The organism is Campylobacter sp. CFSAN093246 (genome assembly GCF_012889415.1).
In the GTDB taxonomy this organism is placed as follows: domain Bacteria; phylum Campylobacterota; class Campylobacteria; order Campylobacterales; family Campylobacteraceae; genus Campylobacter_D; species Campylobacter_D jejuni.
The window spans coordinates 122,983-142,460 of the sequence record NZ_CP040613.1; the positions used below are offsets into that span (position 1 = coordinate 122,983).

The 19,478-nt window shown below is 31.1% G+C and carries 23 protein-coding genes; 16 read left to right on the forward strand and 7 right to left on the reverse strand.

What is annotated here, in order from left to right:
* The first annotated feature begins 36 nt into the window (after positions 1 to 36).
* From FBE87_RS00585 to FBE87_RS00615, 7 genes are all read left to right on the forward strand, one after another.
* Positions 37 to 909, forward strand: coding sequence for an ACP S-malonyltransferase (locus FBE87_RS00585; RefSeq protein ID WP_229151379.1), 873 nt, complete (start codon positions 37 to 39; stop codon positions 907 to 909).
* On the forward strand, positions 906 to 1,595 hold the full coding sequence (gene pfs / locus FBE87_RS00590; RefSeq protein ID WP_002859787.1) for an aminodeoxyfutalosine nucleosidase: 690 nt from the start codon (positions 906 to 908) through the stop codon (positions 1,593 to 1,595). Before FBE87_RS00585 ends, pfs begins: the two co-directional genes overlap by 4 nt.
* Positions 1,592 to 2,347 (forward strand): tRNA 2-thiocytidine(32) synthetase TtcA, encoded by a 756-nt coding sequence (locus tag FBE87_RS00595; RefSeq protein WP_002857529.1) that lies wholly within the window; start codon positions 1,592 to 1,594, stop codon positions 2,345 to 2,347. The genes pfs and FBE87_RS00595 overlap by 4 nt, the downstream gene beginning before the upstream one ends.
* Positions 2,348 to 2,351: 4 nt before the next feature.
* Positions 2,352 to 2,873, forward strand: coding sequence for a cysteine hydrolase family protein (locus FBE87_RS00600; RefSeq protein WP_168977205.1), 522 nt, complete (start codon positions 2,352 to 2,354; stop codon positions 2,871 to 2,873).
* Positions 2,873 to 3,487, forward strand: a complete 615-nt coding sequence (gene recO, locus FBE87_RS00605; protein WP_002851895.1) for a recombination protein RecO — start codon at positions 2,873 to 2,875, stop codon at positions 3,485 to 3,487. Before FBE87_RS00600 ends, recO begins: the two co-directional genes overlap by 1 nt.
* Positions 3,484 to 3,891, forward strand: coding sequence for an rRNA maturation RNase YbeY (gene ybeY / locus FBE87_RS00610; RefSeq protein ID WP_002851664.1), 408 nt, complete (start codon positions 3,484 to 3,486; stop codon positions 3,889 to 3,891). Before recO ends, ybeY begins: the two co-directional genes overlap by 4 nt.
* 123 nt (positions 3,892 to 4,014) lie before the next feature.
* Positions 4,015 to 4,704, forward strand: a complete 690-nt coding sequence (locus tag FBE87_RS00615) for a hypothetical protein (RefSeq protein WP_002851870.1) — start codon at positions 4,015 to 4,017, stop codon at positions 4,702 to 4,704.
* Positions 4,705 to 4,728: 24 nt separating this feature from the next.
* Here FBE87_RS00615 and FBE87_RS00620 read toward each other — a convergent pair whose 3' ends face one another.
* From FBE87_RS00620 to bamA, 7 genes are read right to left on the reverse strand one after another with little or no spacing between them, the layout of a single operon-like run.
* Complete coding sequence (locus FBE87_RS00620; RefSeq protein ID WP_002823485.1) at positions 4,729 to 5,655, reverse strand: tRNA-dihydrouridine synthase; 927 nt, start codon at positions 5,653 to 5,655, stop codon at positions 4,729 to 4,731.
* Complete coding sequence (locus FBE87_RS00625; protein WP_002851806.1) at positions 5,652 to 6,638, reverse strand: hypothetical protein; 987 nt, start codon at positions 6,636 to 6,638, stop codon at positions 5,652 to 5,654. Before FBE87_RS00625 ends, FBE87_RS00620 begins: the two co-directional genes overlap by 4 nt.
* Positions 6,628 to 6,990: a molecular chaperone DnaK suppressor DksA gene (dksA, locus tag FBE87_RS00630; RefSeq protein ID WP_002851949.1), complete on the reverse strand. Its 363-nt coding sequence runs from the start codon at positions 6,988 to 6,990 to the stop codon at positions 6,628 to 6,630. The genes FBE87_RS00625 and dksA overlap by 11 nt, the downstream gene beginning before the upstream one ends.
* Before the next feature lie 11 nt (positions 6,991 to 7,001).
* Positions 7,002 to 7,451 carry a 23S rRNA (pseudouridine(1915)-N(3))-methyltransferase RlmH gene (locus FBE87_RS00635; RefSeq protein ID WP_002851666.1) on the reverse strand — a complete coding sequence of 150 codons (450 nt, stop codon included), beginning with the start codon at positions 7,449 to 7,451 and terminating at the stop codon, positions 7,002 to 7,004.
* 1 nt (position 7,452) lies between these two features.
* A complete protein-coding gene (accD, locus tag FBE87_RS00640) occupies positions 7,453 to 8,295 on the reverse strand; it encodes an acetyl-CoA carboxylase, carboxyltransferase subunit beta (RefSeq protein ID WP_002851791.1) in 843 nt (280 codons plus the stop codon).
* Between the two features lie 8 nt (positions 8,296 to 8,303).
* Positions 8,304 to 9,026, reverse strand: a complete 723-nt coding sequence (locus FBE87_RS00645) for an inositol monophosphatase family protein (protein WP_165433107.1) — start codon at positions 9,024 to 9,026, stop codon at positions 8,304 to 8,306.
* The gene (gene bamA / locus FBE87_RS00650; protein WP_002851708.1) at positions 9,026 to 11,245 is read right to left on the reverse strand and encodes an outer membrane protein assembly factor BamA; all 2,220 of its coding nucleotides are present in this window, start codon (positions 11,243 to 11,245) and stop codon (positions 9,026 to 9,028) included. Before bamA ends, FBE87_RS00645 begins: the two co-directional genes overlap by 1 nt.
* A 76-nt stretch (positions 11,246 to 11,321) precedes the next feature.
* On the opposite strand from bamA, the gene FBE87_RS00655 reads away from it, so the two are divergent.
* The 9 genes from FBE87_RS00655 to rimP all read left to right on the forward strand — a co-directional run bounded on the left by FBE87_RS00655 (position 11,322) and on the right by rimP (position 19,468).
* Positions 11,322 to 12,149: a prephenate dehydrogenase gene (locus FBE87_RS00655; RefSeq protein ID WP_100621818.1), complete on the forward strand. Its 828-nt coding sequence runs from the start codon at positions 11,322 to 11,324 to the stop codon at positions 12,147 to 12,149.
* A gap of 79 nt (positions 12,150 to 12,228) precedes the next feature.
* Positions 12,229 to 13,602 (forward strand): M23 family metallopeptidase, encoded by a 1,374-nt coding sequence (locus tag FBE87_RS00660; protein WP_002858680.1) that lies wholly within the window; start codon positions 12,229 to 12,231, stop codon positions 13,600 to 13,602.
* Entirely contained in the window at positions 13,602 to 14,486 is an 885-nt protein-coding gene (gene lpxC / locus FBE87_RS00665) for a UDP-3-O-acyl-N-acetylglucosamine deacetylase (RefSeq protein ID WP_002851689.1), read from the forward strand. Before FBE87_RS00660 ends, lpxC begins: the two co-directional genes overlap by 1 nt.
* A gap of 38 nt (positions 14,487 to 14,524) precedes the next feature.
* The gene (locus tag FBE87_RS00670) at positions 14,525 to 14,926 is read left to right on the forward strand and encodes a tRNA (adenosine(37)-N6)-threonylcarbamoyltransferase complex dimerization subunit type 1 TsaB (protein WP_002851789.1); all 402 of its coding nucleotides are present in this window, start codon (positions 14,525 to 14,527) and stop codon (positions 14,924 to 14,926) included.
* Between the two features lie 8 nt (positions 14,927 to 14,934).
* The gene (gene thrB / locus FBE87_RS00675; protein WP_002888538.1) at positions 14,935 to 15,813 is read left to right on the forward strand and encodes a homoserine kinase; all 879 of its coding nucleotides are present in this window, start codon (positions 14,935 to 14,937) and stop codon (positions 15,811 to 15,813) included.
* 24 nt (positions 15,814 to 15,837) lie between these two features.
* Entirely contained in the window at positions 15,838 to 16,095 is a 258-nt protein-coding gene (locus FBE87_RS00680; protein WP_002859353.1) for a YlxR family protein, read from the forward strand.
* Positions 16,082 to 18,697: a translation initiation factor IF-2 gene (infB, locus tag FBE87_RS00685; RefSeq protein WP_060809714.1), complete on the forward strand. Its 2,616-nt coding sequence runs from the start codon at positions 16,082 to 16,084 to the stop codon at positions 18,695 to 18,697. The genes FBE87_RS00680 and infB overlap by 14 nt, the downstream gene beginning before the upstream one ends.
* The gene (gene rbfA / locus FBE87_RS00690) at positions 18,694 to 19,056 is read left to right on the forward strand and encodes a 30S ribosome-binding factor RbfA (protein ID WP_002778650.1); all 363 of its coding nucleotides are present in this window, start codon (positions 18,694 to 18,696) and stop codon (positions 19,054 to 19,056) included. Before infB ends, rbfA begins: the two co-directional genes overlap by 4 nt.
* Positions 19,046 to 19,468: a ribosome maturation factor RimP gene (rimP, locus tag FBE87_RS00695; RefSeq protein ID WP_168977206.1), complete on the forward strand. Its 423-nt coding sequence runs from the start codon at positions 19,046 to 19,048 to the stop codon at positions 19,466 to 19,468. The genes rbfA and rimP overlap by 11 nt, the downstream gene beginning before the upstream one ends.
* The last annotated feature ends 10 nt before the right edge of the window (positions 19,469 to 19,478 follow it).

Sequence of the window (19,478 nt, forward strand, 5' to 3'; positions counted from 1 at the left end):
TTTATATTTCCAGGTCAAGGCTCTCAAAGTCTTGGCATGGGAAAAGATTTTTATGAAAACTCTATAAAAGCCAAAGAACTCCTTCAAAACGCAAGTGATTTTTGTAAGATTGATTTTAAACATTTGCTTTTTGAAGAAAACGAAAAACTCAATCAAAGTGAATTTACTCAACCCGCCATCGTTTTAAATTCCTTAATGGCTTATAGTGTTTTACTTGAAAAAAAACCTGATTTAAGTTCGAAATTTGCTTTAGGGCATTCTTTGGGAGAATTTTCAGCCTTAGCTGTCAATGGTGCTTTTGATTTTTTAGAGGCTCTTTCTTTGGTCAATAAAAGAGGGCTTTTCATGCAAGAAGATTGTGCAAAAGTTGAAGCAGGTATGATGGTGGTTTTGGGGCTTGATGATGAAAAGGTTGAAGAGCTTTGTCAAAAAGCACAAAAAGAAAACAAGCAAATTTTCGCTGCAAATTATAACTGCGATGGACAAATCGTTGTAGCAGGTTTAAAACCTGATTTAGCAAGTTATGAAAGTGTATTTAAAGAAGCAGGAGCTAAAAGAGCTATGCTTTTAAATATGAGCGTGGCAAGTCATTGTCCTCTTTTGGAAAATGCTTCAGCTAAGCTTTGTGTGGAGCTTGAAAAGGTGTTAAAACCAAATTTTAAAGCCGTAATTTCTAATGCAAATGCCAAAATTTATACAAGCAAAGAAGAAGCCCTTGAGCTTTTAAAAGCACAACTTATCTCTCCTGTGCTTTATAAACAAAGCATTAAGGCATGTGAAAATGAAGTAGATTATTTCATAGAATTTGGCGCAAGTGTGCTTAAGGGTTTGAATAAAAAAATCACTTCAAAAGAAACTTATGCTTTAACAAATATGAATGATATTGATGAATTTTTAAAGGTTGTATGATGAAAATAGCAATTTTAGGAGCCATGAGTGAAGAAATCACTCCTTTACTTGAAACACTTAAAGATTATACGAAAATAGAACACGCTAACAATACTTATTATTTTGCAAAGTATAAAAACCATGAACTTGTTTTAGCGTATTCTAAAATTGGCAAGGTAAATTCTACTCTTAGTGCTAGTGTGATGATAGAAAAATTTGGCGCACAAGCTTTGCTTTTTACAGGAGTTGCAGGTGCTTTTAATCCTGAACTTGAAATTGGCGATTTGCTTTATGCAACAAAATTAGCTCAATACGATCTTGATATTACTGCTTTTGGACATCCTTTGGGTTTTGTTCCAGGTAATGAAATTTTTATCAAAACCGATGAGAAATTAAACAATCTTGCTTTAGAAGTTGCTAAGGAATTAAATATCAAACTGCGTGCAGGCATTATTGCAACGGGTGATGAGTTTATTTGCGATGAAGCAAAAAAAGCAAAAATTAGAGAAATTTTCAATGCGGATGCTTGTGAAATGGAAGGCGCAAGTGTGGCTTTGGTTTGTGATGCTTTAAAGGTGCCTTGTTTTATCTTAAGAGCTATGAGTGATAAAGCAGGGGAAAAGGCTGAATTTGATTTTGATGAGTTTGTGATCAATTCAGCTAAAATTTCAGCCAATTTTGTGCTTAAAATGTGCGAGAAATTATGATAAATCTTAGCAAAAAACTCATACGCCAAGTTGCACAAGCTAATGCTAAATTTGGACTTATTAAAGATGGAGATAGGGTTCTTTTAGGGCTTAGTGGCGGGAAAGATTCTTTGGCTTTAGCCCATCTTTTAAATCGTATGCAAGCTCACGCTCCTTTTAAATTTGAACTTGAAGCGGTAACTTTGAGTTATGGTATGGGCGAGGATTATTCTCATCTTCATGCACATTGTGAAGAACACGGCATTAAACATAGCGTGCTTGATTCAAATATTTATGAAGTTTCAGGCGATACCATAAGAGAAAATTCAAGTTTTTGTAGTTATTTTTCGAGAATGCGTCGTGGAGCTTTATATACTTACGCTCTTGAAAAAGGTTTTAACAAGCTTGCTATAGCTCATCATTTAGATGATGCAGCAGAAAGCTTTTTTATGAATTTTATTCATAATGGAGCTTTAAGAACCTTAGCGCCTATTTATCAAAGCAAACGCGGTATAACCGTGATACGCCCTTTGATTTTTGTGCGAGAAAGACAGCTTAGGGATAATGCTACGCAAAATGAACTTAGCGTGATAGGAAATGAATTTTGTCCTGGTATGAAACTCAGCGAAAAAAATGTGAAATTTCCACACGCTAGAGAAGAAGCTAAACAGCTTTTAGCAAATTTAGAAAAAGATCATCCTAAGCTTTTTACAAGCTTAAAAACTGCTTTTACAAATTTACACACAGAAAGTTTTTGGCTTCAAAAGGCATAAAAGCATGAAAAAAGCTTTTGTTTTAGTGGATTATCAAAATGATTTTATTGATGGAAGTTTAGGTTTTGATAAGGCTTTAAAAATCAAAGAAAATATTTTTAAAGCCTTAAATCAAATCGATTTTAATAACACGCATTTGCTTTTAACCTATGATACGCATGATGAGCATTATCTACAAAGTAAAGAAGGTTTAAATTTACCTGTAAAACATTGCATTAAAGAGAGTTTGGGTTGGCAAATGCCAAAGGAATTTGAACCTTTTTTACAAAAAGCTCATAAAATTTTTTATAAAAATACTTTTGGTAGCTTAGAATTAGCTAATTTCATACAAAAAAGTGATTATGAAGAACTTCATTTTGCAGGGCTTGTTTCTCATATTTGTGTGTTTTGTAATATTATTTTAGCTTTTGGTGCTAAGCCTAATGCAAGGATAATTTTACACCAAAATTTAAGTGCAAGTTTTGATGAAAATTTAGAAAAATCCGCTTTTGATATACTTAGGGCTTATGGTATTGAAATTGTTTAATGCAAGGCTTTATACTTCATACTCAAAAAGTTAAAGATGAGGATTTGATTGTTTATATTTTAAGTCCTAAAATGCTTATTAAGGCTTATCGTTTTTATGGACTTAGACATTCTAGTATTTTAAGCGGCTATAAAATCGACTTTGCTTTAGAAGAAAATCCTAGTTTTTTACCAAGACTTAAAGATGTATTGCATTTGGGATTTTTATGGATTATGCAAAGGGATAAAATGCTTATTTGGCAAGAATTTATCCGTCTTTTATATAGGCACTTAAAAGATGTAGAAGAGCTTGATAGTTTTTATTTTGATTTACTTGATGAGTGTGTGAAAAGGTTTGAAAAACAAAATCCAAAGCGTGTTATTGTTGATGCTTATTTAAAAATTTTGGAATTTGAAGGAAGATTGCATAAAGATTTTTTTTGTTTTGCCTGTGATGAGAAAATTCAAAATTCCATTACATTGCTAAGGGCTTTTTTACCTTCGCATTCTCAATGTGCTTTAGGATTTGAGTTTGAAGAGAAAAAACTAAAACAATTTTATAGTAGTAAAAATTGTGCGATTTTTGATGATGAAGAAATAGAAAATTTATATCATTTGATTAAGGAAGGTTTATGATATTAAGTGATGAAAAATGTGATTTTTTAGAATCTATAGCAAGTTTTTTAAGTCCTAAAGATGTGGAGCTTGTCTTTGTGGATAGTAAAGAAATGCAAGAAATTAACTTAGAGCAAAGAAAACAAGATAAAACCACTGATGTACTTTCTTTTCCACTTGAAAATATCGATGAGAGTTTGCCTTTGGGTTCTGTTGTGATCAATGTGGATTTGGCAAAAGAAAAGGCTAAAGAGTTAGGGCATAGCTATGAAGAAGAAATAAGCTTGCTTTTTATCCACGCTATGCTTCATTTGTTAGGTTTTGATCATGAAAATGATAATGGAGAAATGAGAGAAAAAGAGAAAGAACTTATAGAGCATTTTAATTTACCTAAAAGTTTGATTGTAAGGACTTTGGAAGATTAAGTAAGATTTTTTTCAAGGGCTAGAAGACTTGCGCTTTATATTTTAAATATATGAGTAAAAATATTAAAAAAAATCATTTTTGCCGATTTACTTTAGAATAAAATTTATTCCAAGGTGATAAAGATGATAGTATTTCCTCTAAGCTCTTTTAATAGATATTTTGGAAACAATCCTTTGCAAACACTTACCAAAATAAGAGATGAAAGTATTGAAAATGGAAATCCCGAGCTTACAAAAAAACAAAGAGAAGAATTAGGTAATGATTTGATAGATTTGTATAAGATTTCTAAAAAATTCAGCGATAAAATAGAATTAGTCGAGGGTTCAATAGAAGATAAGCTTAGAAACAATGAATTACCAGAATCAGAAGTTAAAAATTTATTTCAATGGATGGATGAAAATGCTAAACACCCTCGTTGGATGCATATTGATGGCGTGAGTTATGATGAAGCTTATGTTAAAATTTTTCACACAAGCAAAAGTATAGATGAATTTAAAGAAAAATATCTTGAGCTTCAAAAAAAATATTTTGTTGATTTTAACAATATTGATTCATCGCAGAAAAAACTGCAAGAAACTTCAGAAGAAGACAAAAAAGCTTTCAAACCTATACAAGTAGAAAGTAAAAGCGAAACCTACAAAGATGATAATAAAATGAATGAGCTTTTAAGAAAACTACTAGAAACTAAATTTGGCACAAGCGATGAGCTAGAAATTCTTTTTGGTATGAATTTTAGCAATGATAATGCAGGGGAATTTAATAAAATTCTTTCTCAAAACACTTCAGCAAAAATTATAGATATTAAGGCTTAAGATTTTTTAAATTATAAAAATCAATCAAGTTAAACTAAAAAATTCTTCTATTTTTTTTCGCATTTCTTCGACATTGTCGATACGATTAACGGTATCTCTAAAGGCTGAAGCGTCTTTATGCCCTTTAGAATACTCGTGTAAATGCTTGCGAAATATACTTACGCCTTGATCTTTGTAGTGTTTTATCATTTCATCAAAATGAGTGAGTATGATTTCTTTTTTGAGTTTTTCATCTACACTTTTACCGCTTTTGATTTCATAAAATATCCAAGGATTTCCTACGCTCGCACGCCCTATCATGAGTCCATCACATTTTGTGATTTTATAAACTTCTTTAGCGTTTTGTGCGTTAATATCGCCATTTGCAATCACAGGAATTTTCACGCTCGCTTTAGCACTAGCAATGGATCCATAATCGGCTTTTCCGCTATAAAGCTGTTTTCTTGTGCGTCCGTGGATACTTATAAAATCCACCCCCAAGCTTTCACAAATTTTAGCCATTTTTTCAGGATATTTTTCATTAAATCCTAGTCGAAATTTCACACTTGTAAGGCTTTTTTTATTGTTTTCTTTAATCACTCCTACAAGATTTTTAAAAAGCTCTAAATTTTCTAGCAAAGCACTGCCAGCACATTGTTTAACAACTTTATTTACAGGGCAACCGCAATTAAAATCGATCCCATCTACAAAATCCATTTCATTTAGCATTTGCACTGCTTTTTTTAGCACTTCTTTATCTCCACCTGCAATTTGGACTATATAAGGATTTTCTAATTCAGCTCTTTCTAGCATATGTAAAGTTTTAGAACTTTCATAAACTAAGGCATTAGAACTTATCATTTCACTTATGGTAATATCAGCACCAAATTTTTTTACTACATTACGAAAAGGCAGATCTGAAAAACCTGCCATAGGGGCTAAAAACAGGGGTTTTTTGCTAAAATCTATCATTGTATGAGTTGATTTAGATCGATTTTGATATTTTTTTCACGCAAGGCTAAAAAGGCTTTAAAATCATTAAATTTTTTATCATCATTGTGAATTTGTTCTCTTAACTCATCTAAAAGTCCAAATTCAGCCAAAAGATATAAATATGCTCTTAAAGCTTCGCTTTTTTCATTTTTAATTTTGTTAAAAATTCCTAAAATAGCATCAGGATTTAAAAGTTTAGTACTTAGTTTTGCTGCGTTAAGATAGTCTTTTTCGCTTAATATGTTGTGTGAAAGTAAAACTTCATATTCTGCTACACTAAGTTCTAAATTTCCTTCTTTAAAACGCTTAATAAGTGTGAGAACTTCAGAAGGCTTTTTAGGGATTTTTACATTTTTAATTTGCTCATAACTAGCTTTTTCTATAAGAGTGTTAAAAGCAATTTCTTCAAATTCATCTTTGATTTCATTAAGGTTTTTAAGTTTGTTATAGGCATAATTTGCATCATTTTTGAGATGATTTTTTTCATTTTGCAAATATAAAACATTGTTATTTTCGAGTTTAAATTTGCTAAGGTTAAAAAATTCGTTTTTATTTAAACCATCAATAAGATCTAAAATTTCATTGATTTTATTTGAGTGTGGAATTTTTTCATGTGTTTTTATGGTTTTAAAAAGTTGTGCTACAGATCTAAATTCTTTTGTTTGAAAAGTGGTTTTAAGATCTTTTTCAAGGAGTAAATCTTGAGTATAAGCTTCAAATTTAGCTGCATCTTTAAAAAAATGCTTAAATTTTAAATAACGCAAAAATCCATAAAATGCTATGTGTAAAACGGCTAAAATCATATAAATAAATAAAGGAATAACAAGCCATATCATAATAGGTAGTTCAAAGGTATAAGTGCTGATATTTAGAGTATAGCTTCCTAGTTCTAGATGCCAAGCAAAGGCAAAAATAAGTGCTATATAAATAAAACTTGCAAGTAAGAAGAGTTTAATTTTCATGTTTTTTTCCTTGTTCTGCAATTTGACGGCAAGTGATACAATATCTTGCGTGAGGTTTGACTTTTAGTCTTTGAGAGTCGATTTCATCATCGCAAGATTCGCAAATTCCATAAGTGCCGTTTTTGATTTTATCTAAAGAATCTTCGATTTCTATAAGTTCTTCTTTGAGATTGGTGCTGATAGCAAAGTCAATTTGAGAGCCTGTTTCTATGACAGAAAAATCTACACTATCGCTTGGGACGCTATTGTGAAGAGCTTCGATTTCATTTGAATTGCTTTGCAAATTTTCTAAGATGGCTTTTTTTCTTTCTTCTAAAATATTTTTGAAATTTTGTATTTCATTTTTTTTCATTTTAAAACTTTCTATTTGTGATAAGGGTGATTGTTGTTGATGCAAAATGCACGATAAATTTGTTCTAAAAGTAAGGTTTTAACAAATTGATGTGCTAAAGTAAGTTTGCTTAATGATAGTCTAAAATCCAAACTTTGATTAAATTCTTCTCTTAAACCATAAGCACCTCCTATAAAAAAACTTAATTCATTTTTATCTTGGATGAGTTTTGCAAATTCTATACTTGTAAGATCTTTCCCTTTTTCATCAAGAGCGATACAATAGCCTTTTTTATAAGGCATAAAAGCTTCTTCATAGCTTTTTTTTGCTTCTATGGCATTTAAATTTTGAGCTAAGGCTATTTTTTTATTAAAAACATTTATTTCTTTTAAAGTGGCGTATTTGGAGATGAGTTTAGAGTATTTCTCACTACAAGTTTTAAATTCATCACTTTTTTGAATACAAAAGATATTAACTTGCAAATTATTTTCCACTAAAAAATTTTAGTACATCGCTAAGATATTGTTTTTGTTCTCCTCTTTCAACTATGGCATCTATAAGTCCATGTTCTAACAAGAACTCTGCTTTTTGAAAACCTTCAGGTAAATCTGCTCCTATAGTTTGTTTAATAACTCTTGCGCCAGCAAAACCTACTAAAGCTTCAGGTTCAGCGATGATTAAATCTCCAAGCCAAGCAAAAGAAGCACTTACTCCACCCATAGTAGGATCGGTTAAAATGCTAATATAAGGAAGTTTTTCTTTGCTAAGAAGTTTAAGTGCAGCACTAGTTTTGCTCATTTGCATCAAAGAATAAGTACTTTCTTGCATTCTAGCTCCACCGCTTGCACTTACGATGACAAGAGAAGTTTTGCTTGTGATAGCTCTTTGTATAGCTCTAACAATTTTTTCTCCTTCAACAGAACCTAAAGATCCGCCCATAAAAGAAAAATCAAATACAACAAGTTGGGTTTTTAAACCATTGATTTCACATTCTCCACTGATGACAGAACTTTTTCTACCTGTTTTACTTTCACCTTCGCTAAGGCGTTTTTTATAGGATTTGCTATCAACAAATTTTAAAGGATCTATAGCTTCTAAATTTGCATCATACTCAATAAAACTGCCTTCATCGCTTAAAAGTTTAATACGTTCATCAGCTGAAATTCTCATGTGATAATTGCATTTAGGACAAACATTAAAACAAGATTCTATTTCTTTATAATACATCAAAGCATGACAACTTTGGCACTTTACCCAGTGATTTGGCGCTTCTTTAACGCTAGGTTGTTGTCTTCTTATTTTTGAAAAAATATCTGCAAAATTCATATATTCACCTAATTATTTTTTAAAAATTCTAAGATTATATCAAAAATTTTTTTGTCTTGGCTTAGGAGAAGGAAATTTTCATTTTTTTCTATATATAAATTTTGATGAATTGCTAAAGCAGCTGCTGTATCAAAAATTCGTGTTTTTCCAAGAATTAATACAAAACTAAAATACGAAGCATAAGCAAGACTTAAGGCTGTTGCACCCAAAGAGCGAAATTTTAATTGATTTTTTGTTAAAAAATCGAGAAGTTCTGGATAAAGTGAAATTTTTTCAACTATACCTATTTTAGAAAATAGATTAGGTGTTAAGGGTGAGTATTTTGGATCGGAAAGATTGGATTTAAAAGCTTGTTTGTTATTAAAAGCAAAAATTTCTTGACTGACAAGATTGCAAACAAAAGCACTTTTTGCCTGATCTTTTTCCATAAGAGCTATAGAAGTTCCATAAAATGGTATTTTAGAAACAAAATTTGAACTTCCATCCAAAGGATCAAGAATCATTTGTTTTGGGCTAGCTTTTCCGATCAATCCGCTTTCTTCAGAAAAAATTTGTCCAAAACAACTAAGATATTTTATGAAAATTTGTTCATATTTTAAGTCAAGCTCATAGCCTTGATTTTTATCATAGCCTAATTTAGAGCAAAGTTTAAGATCATTTTGTGGGATATTGTTTAGATACTTGCGTATTTGCAAATTTGCATTCAAGCAAGCATCTAAAAATTCTTTCATTAAAAGCGTGTTCCAAGATTAAATTCAAAACTATTAGTATCATCACCTTTTTTATCATTAAGAGGTTTGGCAAATACAAGTTGTAAAGGTCCAATAGGTGTAATCCATTCAATGCCTATACCTGTACTCATTCTTTTTATTTCATCTAAATTTTTACGCCCTATCATACCATAATCAAAAAACACGCTACCACGAAGTTTGATTCTATCAATCAAAGGAAAACTAAGTTCTACGGAATTGGCAAAAGCTATGGTTCCGCCTATTTCATCTCCCCATTGATTTTTAGGACTTACTGTTCTGCTTTCAAAACCGCGTATCGATCTAATACCACCTAAATAAATTCTTTGGTTAATTGGTAAATAACCTTCATCCCATACTTTATAAAAACTCGCTTTATAGCGATAAATAAGATCATATCCTATATAGTCTTGCAAACCTTGATAAAAGTTAAATTTAGAGCTTGATGAAATAAATTCTTGATCTCCGCCAAGTCCAGCGTATTCTAAACTAGTTGAAGCAATAATACCTGATCGTGGCAGATAATAATCATCTGTATCGTTAAAGGTGATTGCTGGAGTTATAGAGCTTTTAATACTTTTGCCAAGTTCATATCCTGTTCTTAAAAGAGTTGGACTTAAGTGATATATATCGCTTTGTTCAAGATTATAAGTTAAGCTTACATTATAGTATCTTGCAAATTGGCGTCCAATTGTTATATCAAAGCCGTAATTTTTTTCTGAATAATTATCCCATTCATAGTCATTTGAATAAAGTGTTCCACCCAGACTATATTGACTATCAAGAACGCGTGGATTTACGAGACTAATCCTTCCCGATAAAGTATCATCGCTTTTATCTACGCTTACAGAGCTTTTTATTCCTGAACCAAAGATATTTGTATCCGATAAAGAAGCGTTAAGCAAAATACCATCGCTTGATCCATAGCCAATGCCTCCAGAAATAGCTCCTGTAGAAGCTTCTTTAACATCAACAATCAAATCAATATGTGTATCATCAACTTTTTCTTCTTTGATATTTACATCGTCAAAATAAGAAGTTCTTTTTAAAGCATTTTTTGACTCGCTTAAGTCTGTTCTATTGTATAAATTACCTTCTGTTATATATAATTCTCGGCGTATGACGCGATCTACGGTGCGTGAATTTCCTGAAATAATAACATTTCTTATATAAACTTTATCGTGAGGGATTACTTTAAATACAACGGTGGCTTCTTGAGTTTGATCATTTTTTTGAATATCAGGATAGACTTCTACAAACGCATAACCCAAATCAGCACTTTGTGTTTCTATGGTTTTAACATCTTTTCTAATGTCTTCGATATTGATAGTTTTGCCAGCGCTTGATCTTAAATCTTTTACGGTTTGTGCATTTTGCTTATCATCAAATAAAGGATTTTCTATGCTTATACTTTTAATTTTATAAGGCTTTCCTTCTTTGATAAAATAAGTCAAATTTGCTTGATAAGTATCTGTGTAGGTTTTAAGATAAGGGGAGGATACTTGAACATCTAAATATCCTTTTTTCATATATTCATCAGCAATTCTTGAACTATCGTTACTAAGTTCAAAAACTTTTAATTTTCCATCATTGCGTCCCCACATCCATCCCATAAATTCTTTTTCTTTGTTAACAACAGCAGGTTCTATATCAGAATATGAAAATTTCTTTGCTCCACTTAAATGAACATTATCAATAATGATATTTTCACCACGATTTACTATAAATTCAAGCTCTAGTCCATCAGTATTTTCTAAAGTCTTTTTTTTGTATTCTACAATAGTATCAAAATAACTTTTTGCTTCATAATAAGCTTTAATGCGTTCAATAGCTTCTTTTATATTTCCTTCATCAAGTAGTGTACCTCTTTTAATCCCTAAAATACTTTCAACTTGTTTTCTATCATTTGAAGCTATACCTGTGATAGTAACCTTTGCTATAGTTGGTTTTTCAGTAACTATAATTTCCAAAATTCCATTGTTGTTTTCTACTGCAATATTTTCGAAATAATTTTGTTTATAAAGATTAAGAATAGCAGTGTTGATTTTTGCAGGATTTATTTCCTCGCCTATTTTAAGCCCCGCGATATTTATAGCGCTTGTGTTCGATAAATGATTTAATCCGATAAATTTAATATCTTTAATGGTTGCTGCATTGGCCATAGCAACTAAAGCACAAATACTAATAAGATGTTTTTTCATTGATTTTTTACCTAAAGCTTTATTAAAAGCTGTATAATAGCAAAAAAAATTTAACAAAAAAACTAAGGTAGAAAGTATGAAAATAGCAATTATAGGGCTTGGGCTTATGGGTGGATCTTTAGGGCTTTGTTTGAAAGAAAATAAGCTTATTTCTTGTGTTTATGGTATGGATTTAAGCAAAGAAAATGAAAAAGATGCCCTGCAATTAGGTCTTATTCATGAGCTTATAGAATTTAAAGATTTAGCTTTATGTGATATGATTTTTGTCGCAACTCCTGTTGATGCTATTATAGAAATTTTGCAAAAGTTAGTTGATTTGCCTTCTAATGTAACAATTATAGAGCTTGGAAGTACAAAAAGAAAAATTATAGAAAGTTTGCCTAAGAATTTAATCAAACAAACTCTTTTTGCTCATCCTATGACAGGAACTGAAAATTCAGGTCCAAAAGCAGCTTTTAAAGAGCTTTATAAAGATGCAGTTTGTGTTCTTTGTGATAGTGAAATAGCTGATGATTTACATCAAAAAAGAGCGGTAGAAATTTTTTCTCATTTAGGGATGAAAATTGTTTTTATGGATAGTAAAGCCCATGATCATCATGTTGCTATTATTTCTCATTTGCCTCATGTTATAAGTTTTTCTTTGGCAAATTTTGTAATGAAGGAAGAAGATAAAAGAAATATTGTTCATTTAGCCGGAGGATCTTTTAAAGGTATGAGCAGAATTGCCAAATCATCGCCACAAATGTGGGAAAGTATTTTTTTACAAAATAAAGATAACTTATTAAGTTCTATTGATTTTTTTCAACAAGAATTAGAGAGATGTAAACAAATGATACAATTAGACAAAAACGATGAATTAAGAGAATGGATGAAACAGGCTAATACCCTAAGAGAAATTTTATAAATTTGCTAGATATTTACTGAAAATATAATAGAATTTATATTAAAAGCAACAAAAACATTGAAAATTTTTAAGGAAGGTTATGGCAAAAAGAAAAGGCAAAACTTATTTATCTGTTTTAATTTTAGTTTTAATAGCAATTTTGATTTTTTTTATTTCAAGATTAAGTATTTTTGAAAAAAATCCTCCTCAAATTTTAATGCCAGATGTTGTATATACTGATCTTAAAAAACCTATTTTAGTGCATATTAAAGATGATGAAAGTTCTATCAAAAACGTACAAATTATATTGCATAAAGACGACAATACTAGTGCAATGGTTATAGCAGATGAAAAGATTTCTAATTTAAAAGATATTACCTTACAAGTTGCTTTGCCAAAATTTGGTTACAAAGAAAATGTAAAATCTTTTGTTTTGGAGGTGATAGCTAAAGATTCTAGTTTTTGGAATTTTTTTAGTGGCAATGAAGCAAGAAAACAAATTGCGGTATTAGTAGATAATACGGCTCCAAAAATCAATATCATAAGCAATTCTTACCAAATCGAGCAAGGTGGTGCTGGGGCAGTTGTTTTTAAGGCTGATGATGCTAATTTAGATAAGGTGTATATAGAAACAAATAAAGGTAAAATCTTTAAAGCCACACCTTATGTAAAAGAAGGATATTATGCGGCTTTGATTGCTTGGGATGCAAGAGATGAGGAATTTCGTGCATTTGTTATCGCTACGGATAAAGCGGGCAATATTTCAAAAGAACGTATAAGGTATTATTTTGTTAATCGTAAATATCGTGTTTCAAATATCAATCTAACGGATAAATTTTTAGATGGAAAGATTGAGAATTTAGCAAATCAGTACGCTCCAAAAGATAATAATCTCAATCGTTATGAAAAATTTAAGTTTGTCAATGAAACTTTAAGAAATAGCAATGAAAAACTTATCCATGAAATCACTTCAAAAGTACCTGAGGAAAAAATTGATAATTTTGATTTGAATTTATTTTTACCTCTTAAAAATGGTATGAAAGTAGCGGATTTTGCTGATCATAGGTATTATTCTTATAATGGGCAATTTGTGAGTGATTCTTATCATATGGGGCTTGATCTAGCAAGCGTAGCACAAGCTCCTATCATAAGTAATAACGCAGGCAAGGTTGTTTTTGCTGCTGAAAATGGAATTTATGGTTTAAATTTAATTGTTTATCATGGTTTTGGAGTATATAGTCTTTATGGGCACTGTTCTTCTAAAAATGTTGATTTAGATGAAATGATTAATAAACAAAGCATTATAGGCAAAACAGGAACAAGTGGTTTAGCCTTAGGCGATCATTTGCATTTTGGAGTTTTGGTTCAAGGGGTTGAAACGCGTCCTGAACAATGGCAAGATAAAAAATGGATAGAAAATAATATTTACAATGTTTTAAATGATGGTAAAAAGATAATTTTAGGAAAAAATTAATGAAACAATTAACTTTAGCAAAAACTGTCAAAGGCGTAGGTATAGGACTTCATAAGGGTGAACCCATAGAAATTACTTTAGAGCCTTTAGAAGCAAATAGTGGTATAGTATTTTTTAGAAGTGATCTTAATGCAAGCTATAAGGCAAGTCCTGAAAATGTGATCAATACTCAAATGGCAACTGTTTTAGGAGATGAAAGAGGGTTTATTTCTACAATAGAGCATTTAATGAGTGCGATTAATGCTTATGGAATCGATAATGTACGCATAGTTTTAAATGCAAATGAAGCTCCTGTTATGGATGGATCAAGTATTAGTTTTTGTATGATGCTTGATGAAGCAGGGGTAAAAGAACTTGATGCGCCTAAAAAAATTATGGTAATTAAAAAGCCTATAGAAGTAAGAGATGGTAATAAATTTGTGCGTTTAACTCCTACTAAAGAACCCCGTATTAATTACACAATTAAATTTGACAATGCTGTTATAGGTGAACAAAGTTACAATTTTGAATTCAGCAAAAAAAATTATATAGAAAACATAGCAAGAGCTAGAACTTTTGGTTTTTTAAAAGATGTTCAAGCTCTTAGGAGTATGAATTTAGCACTAGGTGGAAGTTTAGAAAATACTATAGTGGTAGATGAAAATCGTATTTTAAATCCTGAAGGTTTGCGTTTCAAAGATGAGTTTGTAAGACATAAAATTTTAGATGCAATTGGAGATTTAACCTTACTTGGATATCGTGTTTTTGGGGATTATACTTCATATGCTGGGAGCCATCATTTAAATCATTTACTTACTAAAGAAGTTTTAAAAGATAAAGATGCTTATGAAATTGTAAGCCTTGAAAAAACAACCCAAAAAGCTTATGAAAAGGTATTTGCATAAAAACTTCTCTTTTACTTAATACTTTATCTAAGCCTTTAATGATCGGAATTTATCAAGATGATAAACTTATAAAAACTTATAAAAGTGAAGAAAAAGCAAGCGAATTTTTACCAAAAATTTTAGATGAATTGCTTAAAGAGTATGATTTTACAAGTTTAATCTATGCTAATGGTCCAGGTTCTTATATGGGGATTAAAATTTCTTATGTAAGTTTGAGTACTTTAAGTATAGTAAAAAATATTCCTTTATTTGCGGTGAGTGCTTTTGAATTAAATGGCTATAAACCCATAAGTGCAAATAAAAATTTTTGTTTTGTATATAAGGAAGGTGAAATTTGTTTAGAGCAAAATATCCCAGCAGAGTTTTTTTTACCAAAAAATTTACAAGAGCTTAAACTAAATAATGATAATCTTCCCTTTTATTTTTTAGATGCAATTTAGGATGAAATTTGAAAATTTTAGTTCCAGCTACGAGTGCGAATTTAGGGCCAGGTTTTGATTGTTTAGGACTTAGTTTAAAGCTTTTTAATGAAACTCAAATCCAAAAATCAGGTGTTTTTAGCATTAGTATTGGAGGCGAGGGAAGTGATAATATTTTTCTTAAAAAAAACAATATATTTGTAAATATTTTTTATGAAATTTATGAAAAACTAAGCGGAAAAAAAGATAATTTTCGTTTTATTTTTCAAAATAACATTCCTCTTTCAAGAGGATTAGGAAGCTCTTCAGCTGTGATTGTTGGAGCTATTGCCAGTGCTTATTATATGAGTGGATTTAAGGTAGAAAAAGAATGTATTTTAGATGAAGCTTTAATTTATGAAAACCATCCAGATAATATCGCTCCAGCTACTCTTGGTGGTTTTGTGTGTTCTTTGGTTGAAAAAAATAAAGTTTATAGTATCAAAAAAGAGATTGATAAAGATTTAGCTGCTGTGGTTGTGATCCCAAATTTGGCAATGAGCACGGAACAATCACGCCAAGCTTTGGCCAAAAATTTAAGTTTTAATGATGCGGTTTTCAACCTTTCTCATGCTTCATTTTTAACCGCTTGTTTTTTGGAGAAAAAATATGAATTTTTAAAATTTGCAAGTCAAGATAAGCTCCATGAAATCAATCGTATGAAAAACTTACCCGAGCTTTTTGAAGTGCAAAAATTTGCCTTAGAAAATAAAGCTTTAATGAGCACACTTTCAGGTTCGGGATCGAGCTTTTTTTCTTTAGCTTTTAAAGATGACGCTTTAGCTTTGGCAAAGAAAATACAAACAAAATTTAAAGATTTTCGTGTGCAATATTTAGAATTTGATGATAATGGCTTTGAAATTTGCTAAAAAATATAAAAAAAAGATATAATTTTGAAAAAACATATACCAATTAGAATGTGCATAGTGTGTAAAAACCGCTTTGAGCAAAATATGTTATTTAGATTTAAAGTTGTTTTAGGAGATATTGTGCCTAAAGCAGAACATGGAAGAAGCGGATATTTATGTCAAAATTGTATTGAGAGAGAAGATAAAGTCTTACAAAAAGCATTTTCTAAAATATGTAAAAATTTAAATACTAAAATTACTCAGCAAGGACTTAAGGAGATATTTTTAAATGGCAAAGATTAGAATTCATGAAATCGCAAAAGAATTAGGTTATGATAGTAAGGAAATTATTGAAAAGGCAAATGAATTAGGACTTGGAATTAAAACAGCATCAAATGCTGTAGAACCTGAGATTGCGGCAGCTATTTATGAGTATATACAAACAAGAGAAATTCCAGAAGCTTTTAAGAAAAATATCAAAACTCCTACGGCAAAAAAGCCTAAAAAAGAAAATATAAAAGAACAAGAAAAGCTAAATGAATCTGAAAAAAAAGAACCTAAAAAAGAAGAAAAGCTTAAACAAGAAGTTAAAAAAGAAGAATTAAAAATTGAAAAAGAAAATGCAAAAGAGGAAGAAAAACAAGAAATTATTGATGCTCATAAGCCACAAAGCCTTGCTAGTGCAACTTTAGCCAAAAGACGCGGACTTGTTATTGTTAAAAAGAAAAAAGACGAAGAAGAAATTCAAGTTAAAAAAGAAGAAGTAAAAAATTCAAATGATATATCTATCAATAATGAAGAGCGCTTAAGTTTAAAAACTATGTTTTCAAATGCTGATGAGAGTTTAAAGAAAAAGAAAAAAGAAAAAAAATCTTTTGTTGCGAGTAAAAAAGAAAGTACCGAAAAAATGAATTTTTTAGATGAACATGATTTTGGTGATATTTCTTTAGATGATGAAGATGAGGTAGTATTACCTGATTTTAGTGTAAAAGAACAAGAAAAACCACAAAATATCAATAAAAAACAACCTAATTTTATAAGACAAGCTGTTGGAAATTCTGCGGGTTTTGGGTTTGAAGGTGGAATTCAAAGAAGAAGTCGTAAAAAACCATCTAAAAAGATTGAAAAAAAGGAAGTAGAAGAAGTAGGTAGCGTTGCTATTTCTAAAGAAATTCGTGTGTATGAATTCGCTGATAAGATAGGAAAAAGCACTAGTGAAGTGATTTCAAAACTTTTCATGCTTGGAATGATGACAACAAAAAATGATTTCTTAGATGAAGATGCGATTGAAATTTTGGCTGCTGAATTTGGTATAGAGATCAATATCATTAACGAGGCTGATGAGTTTGATTATGTAAAAGACTATGAAGAAGAGACTGATGAAAAAGATTTAGTGACTAGAGCACCTGTGATTACCATCATGGGGCATGTTGATCATGGTAAAACTTCTTTGTTAGATTATATTAGAAAATCACGCGTTGCAAGTGGTGAAGCAGGGGGTATTACTCAGCACGTGGGTGCTTATATGGTAGAAAAAAACGGGCGTAAAATTACTTTTATCGATACTCCAGGTCACGAAGCTTTTACTGCTATGCGTGCAAGGGGTGCAAGTATCACTGATATTGTAATCATCGTTGTAGCCGCAGATGATGGGGTAAAACCACAAACCAAAGAAGCGATAAATCATGCTAAAGCAGCAGGTGTGCCTATTATTATTGCTATTAATAAAATGGATAAAGAAGCAGCAAATCCCGATATGGTAAAAACTCAACTCGCAGAAATGGAAATCATGCCAGTAGAATGGGGCGGATCTTATGAATTTGTAGGAGTTTCGGCTAAAACAGGAATGGGGATTGAAGATTTGCTTGAAATCGTGCTTTTACAAGCTGATATTTTAGAACTTAAAGCCAATCCAAAAAGTTTTGCTAAAGCAAGCATTATAGAAAGTTCTGTGCAAAAAGGGCGTGGTGCGGTGGCTACTATCATCGTGCAAAATGGAACACTTACTGTAGGAAGTACCGTGGTTGCAGGCGAGGCTTATGGAAAAGTGCGTGCGATGAGCGATGATCAAGGTAAAGCCTTAAAAGAAATTAAACCAGGCGAATGTGGGGTTATCGTAGGGCTTAGTGAAGTAGCAGATGCAGGTGAAATTTTAATCGCAGTAAAAACCGATAAAGAAGCAAGAGAATATGCTAATAAACGCCACGAATACAATCGCCAAAAAGAACTTAGCAAATCCACTAAAGTTAGCATTGATGAGCTTGGAGCTAAGATCAAAGAAGGTAATCTAAAAGCCTTGCCTGTTATTTTAAAAGCTGATGTGCAAGGATCTTTAGAAGCCTTAAAGGCAAGTTTAGAAAAACTTAGAAATGATGAGATTAAAGTGAATATCATTCATAGTGGAGTAGGAGGAATCACGCAAAGTGATATAGAGCTTGCAAGTGCGAGTGAAAACTCTATAGTACTAGGTTTTAACATACGCCCAACAGGGGAAGTTAAAGAGCGTGCTAAGGATAAAGGCGTAGAAATTAAAACTTATAATGTAATTTATAATCTTTTAGACGATGTAAAAGCCTTACTTGGTGGTATGATGAGCCCGATTATTTCTGAAGAGCAATTAGGACAAGCAGAGATTAGACAAGTGATCAATGTGCCAAAAATCGGACAAATCGCAGGTTGTATGGTAACTGAAGGGGTGATTAATCGTGGAGCCAAAATTCGCCTTATCCGTGATGGAGTTGTGGTTTATGAAGGAAATGTAAGTTCGCTTAAACGCTTTAAAGATGATGCTAAAGAAGTGGCAAAAGGCTATGAGTGTGGCGTAGGTATAGAAGGGTGCGATGATATGAGAGTGGGTGATTATATAGAAAGCTATAAAGAAGTAGAGGAACAAGCAAGTCTATGAACCCAAGTGAGATTAAAAAACTACGCACTGAAAGTATCTTAAAAGAGCTAATCCCTGAAGCTTTAGCAAATTTAGATGATGAAAATTTGAAAAATTTGTGTGTAGTGGATGTAGAGTGTAAAAAAGGCAGATACGATGCTTTTGTGTATCTTGATAAGATGTTTTTTAATGTTCATGAGCAAGAAAAAATTTTATCTTCTTTAAAAAAGGCAAGTAGAGCTTTGCAAAATTACTGCATGAGTGAGCAGGGCTGGTATAGGTGTCCGAATTTTCATTTTAAATTTGATGATAGGCTTGAGTATCAAAACCATATGGATGCACTTTTTGAAAAAATAAAAAAGGATAAAAATGAATCTTGAAGCCCTTTGCAAAGAAGCAGGACTTAGTTTTTATGATGATGAGCTAGTAAGTGAAAATGGCAGAAAAATTTATAGAATTTATGTACAAAAAGAAGGCGGGGTAAATCTTGATGATTGTGTAAGGCTTAGTGAAATTTTATCGCCTATTTTTGATGTAGAGTCACCTGTAAATGGAGAGTATTTTTTAGAAGTATCTTCACCAGGACTTGAAAGAAAACTTAGCAAGATAGAACATTTTGCAAAAAGTATAGGTGAACTTGCGAAGATCACAACCAATGAAAAAGAAAAAATCGAAGCAAAAATCATTGCTGTAGATGATGAAAATATCACTTTAGAAAATTTAGAAAATAAAGAAAAAACTACTATAAATTTTAATGATATAAAAAAAGCTAGAACCTTTGTGGAGTGGTAAGAAATCTAAA

Bases quoted from the DNA above. Each gene is read 5' to 3' on its own strand.
- FBE87_RS00625 (WP_002851806.1), bottom strand. From the start codon at position 6,638: ATGAAAATTAAACTCTTCTTACTTGCAAGTTTTATTTATATAGCACTT.
- FBE87_RS00600 (WP_168977205.1), top strand. From the start codon at position 2,352: ATGAAAAAAGCTTTTGTTTTAGTGGATTATCAAAATGATTTTATTGAT.
- lpxC (WP_002851689.1), top strand. From the start codon at position 13,602: ATGAAACAATTAACTTTAGCAAAAACTGTCAAAGGCGTAGGTATAGGA.
- bamA (WP_002851708.1), bottom strand. From the start codon at position 11,245: ATGAAAAAACATCTTATTAGTATTTGTGCTTTAGTTGCTATGGCCAAT.
- FBE87_RS00660 (WP_002858680.1), top strand. From the start codon at position 12,229: ATGGCAAAAAGAAAAGGCAAAACTTATTTATCTGTTTTAATTTTAGTT.
- FBE87_RS00620 (WP_002823485.1), bottom strand. From the start codon at position 5,655: ATGATAGATTTTAGCAAAAAACCCCTGTTTTTAGCCCCTATGGCAGGT.
- FBE87_RS00670 (WP_002851789.1), top strand. From the start codon at position 14,525: ATGATCGGAATTTATCAAGATGATAAACTTATAAAAACTTATAAAAGT.
- FBE87_RS00615 (WP_002851870.1), top strand. From the start codon at position 4,015: ATGATAGTATTTCCTCTAAGCTCTTTTAATAGATATTTTGGAAACAAT.
- pfs (WP_002859787.1), top strand. From the start codon at position 906: ATGATGAAAATAGCAATTTTAGGAGCCATGAGTGAAGAAATCACTCCT.
- dksA (WP_002851949.1), bottom strand. From the start codon at position 6,990: ATGAAAAAAAATGAAATACAAAATTTCAAAAATATTTTAGAAGAAAGA.
- rimP (WP_168977206.1), top strand. From the start codon at position 19,046: ATGAATCTTGAAGCCCTTTGCAAAGAAGCAGGACTTAGTTTTTATGAT.
- FBE87_RS00595 (WP_002857529.1), top strand. From the start codon at position 1,592: ATGATAAATCTTAGCAAAAAACTCATACGCCAAGTTGCACAAGCTAAT.
- recO (WP_002851895.1), top strand. From the start codon at position 2,873: ATGCAAGGCTTTATACTTCATACTCAAAAAGTTAAAGATGAGGATTTG.
- infB (WP_060809714.1), top strand. From the start codon at position 16,082: ATGGCAAAGATTAGAATTCATGAAATCGCAAAAGAATTAGGTTATGAT.
- FBE87_RS00655 (WP_100621818.1), top strand. From the start codon at position 11,322: ATGAAAATAGCAATTATAGGGCTTGGGCTTATGGGTGGATCTTTAGGG.
- FBE87_RS00585 (WP_229151379.1), top strand. From the start codon at position 37: ATGGGAAAAGATTTTTATGAAAACTCTATAAAAGCCAAAGAACTCCTT.
- ybeY (WP_002851664.1), top strand. From the start codon at position 3,484: ATGATATTAAGTGATGAAAAATGTGATTTTTTAGAATCTATAGCAAGT.
- rbfA (WP_002778650.1), top strand. From the start codon at position 18,694: ATGAACCCAAGTGAGATTAAAAAACTACGCACTGAAAGTATCTTAAAA.
- accD (WP_002851791.1), bottom strand. From the start codon at position 8,295: ATGAATTTTGCAGATATTTTTTCAAAAATAAGAAGACAACAACCTAGC.
- FBE87_RS00645 (WP_165433107.1), bottom strand. From the start codon at position 9,026: ATGAAAGAATTTTTAGATGCTTGCTTGAATGCAAATTTGCAAATACGC.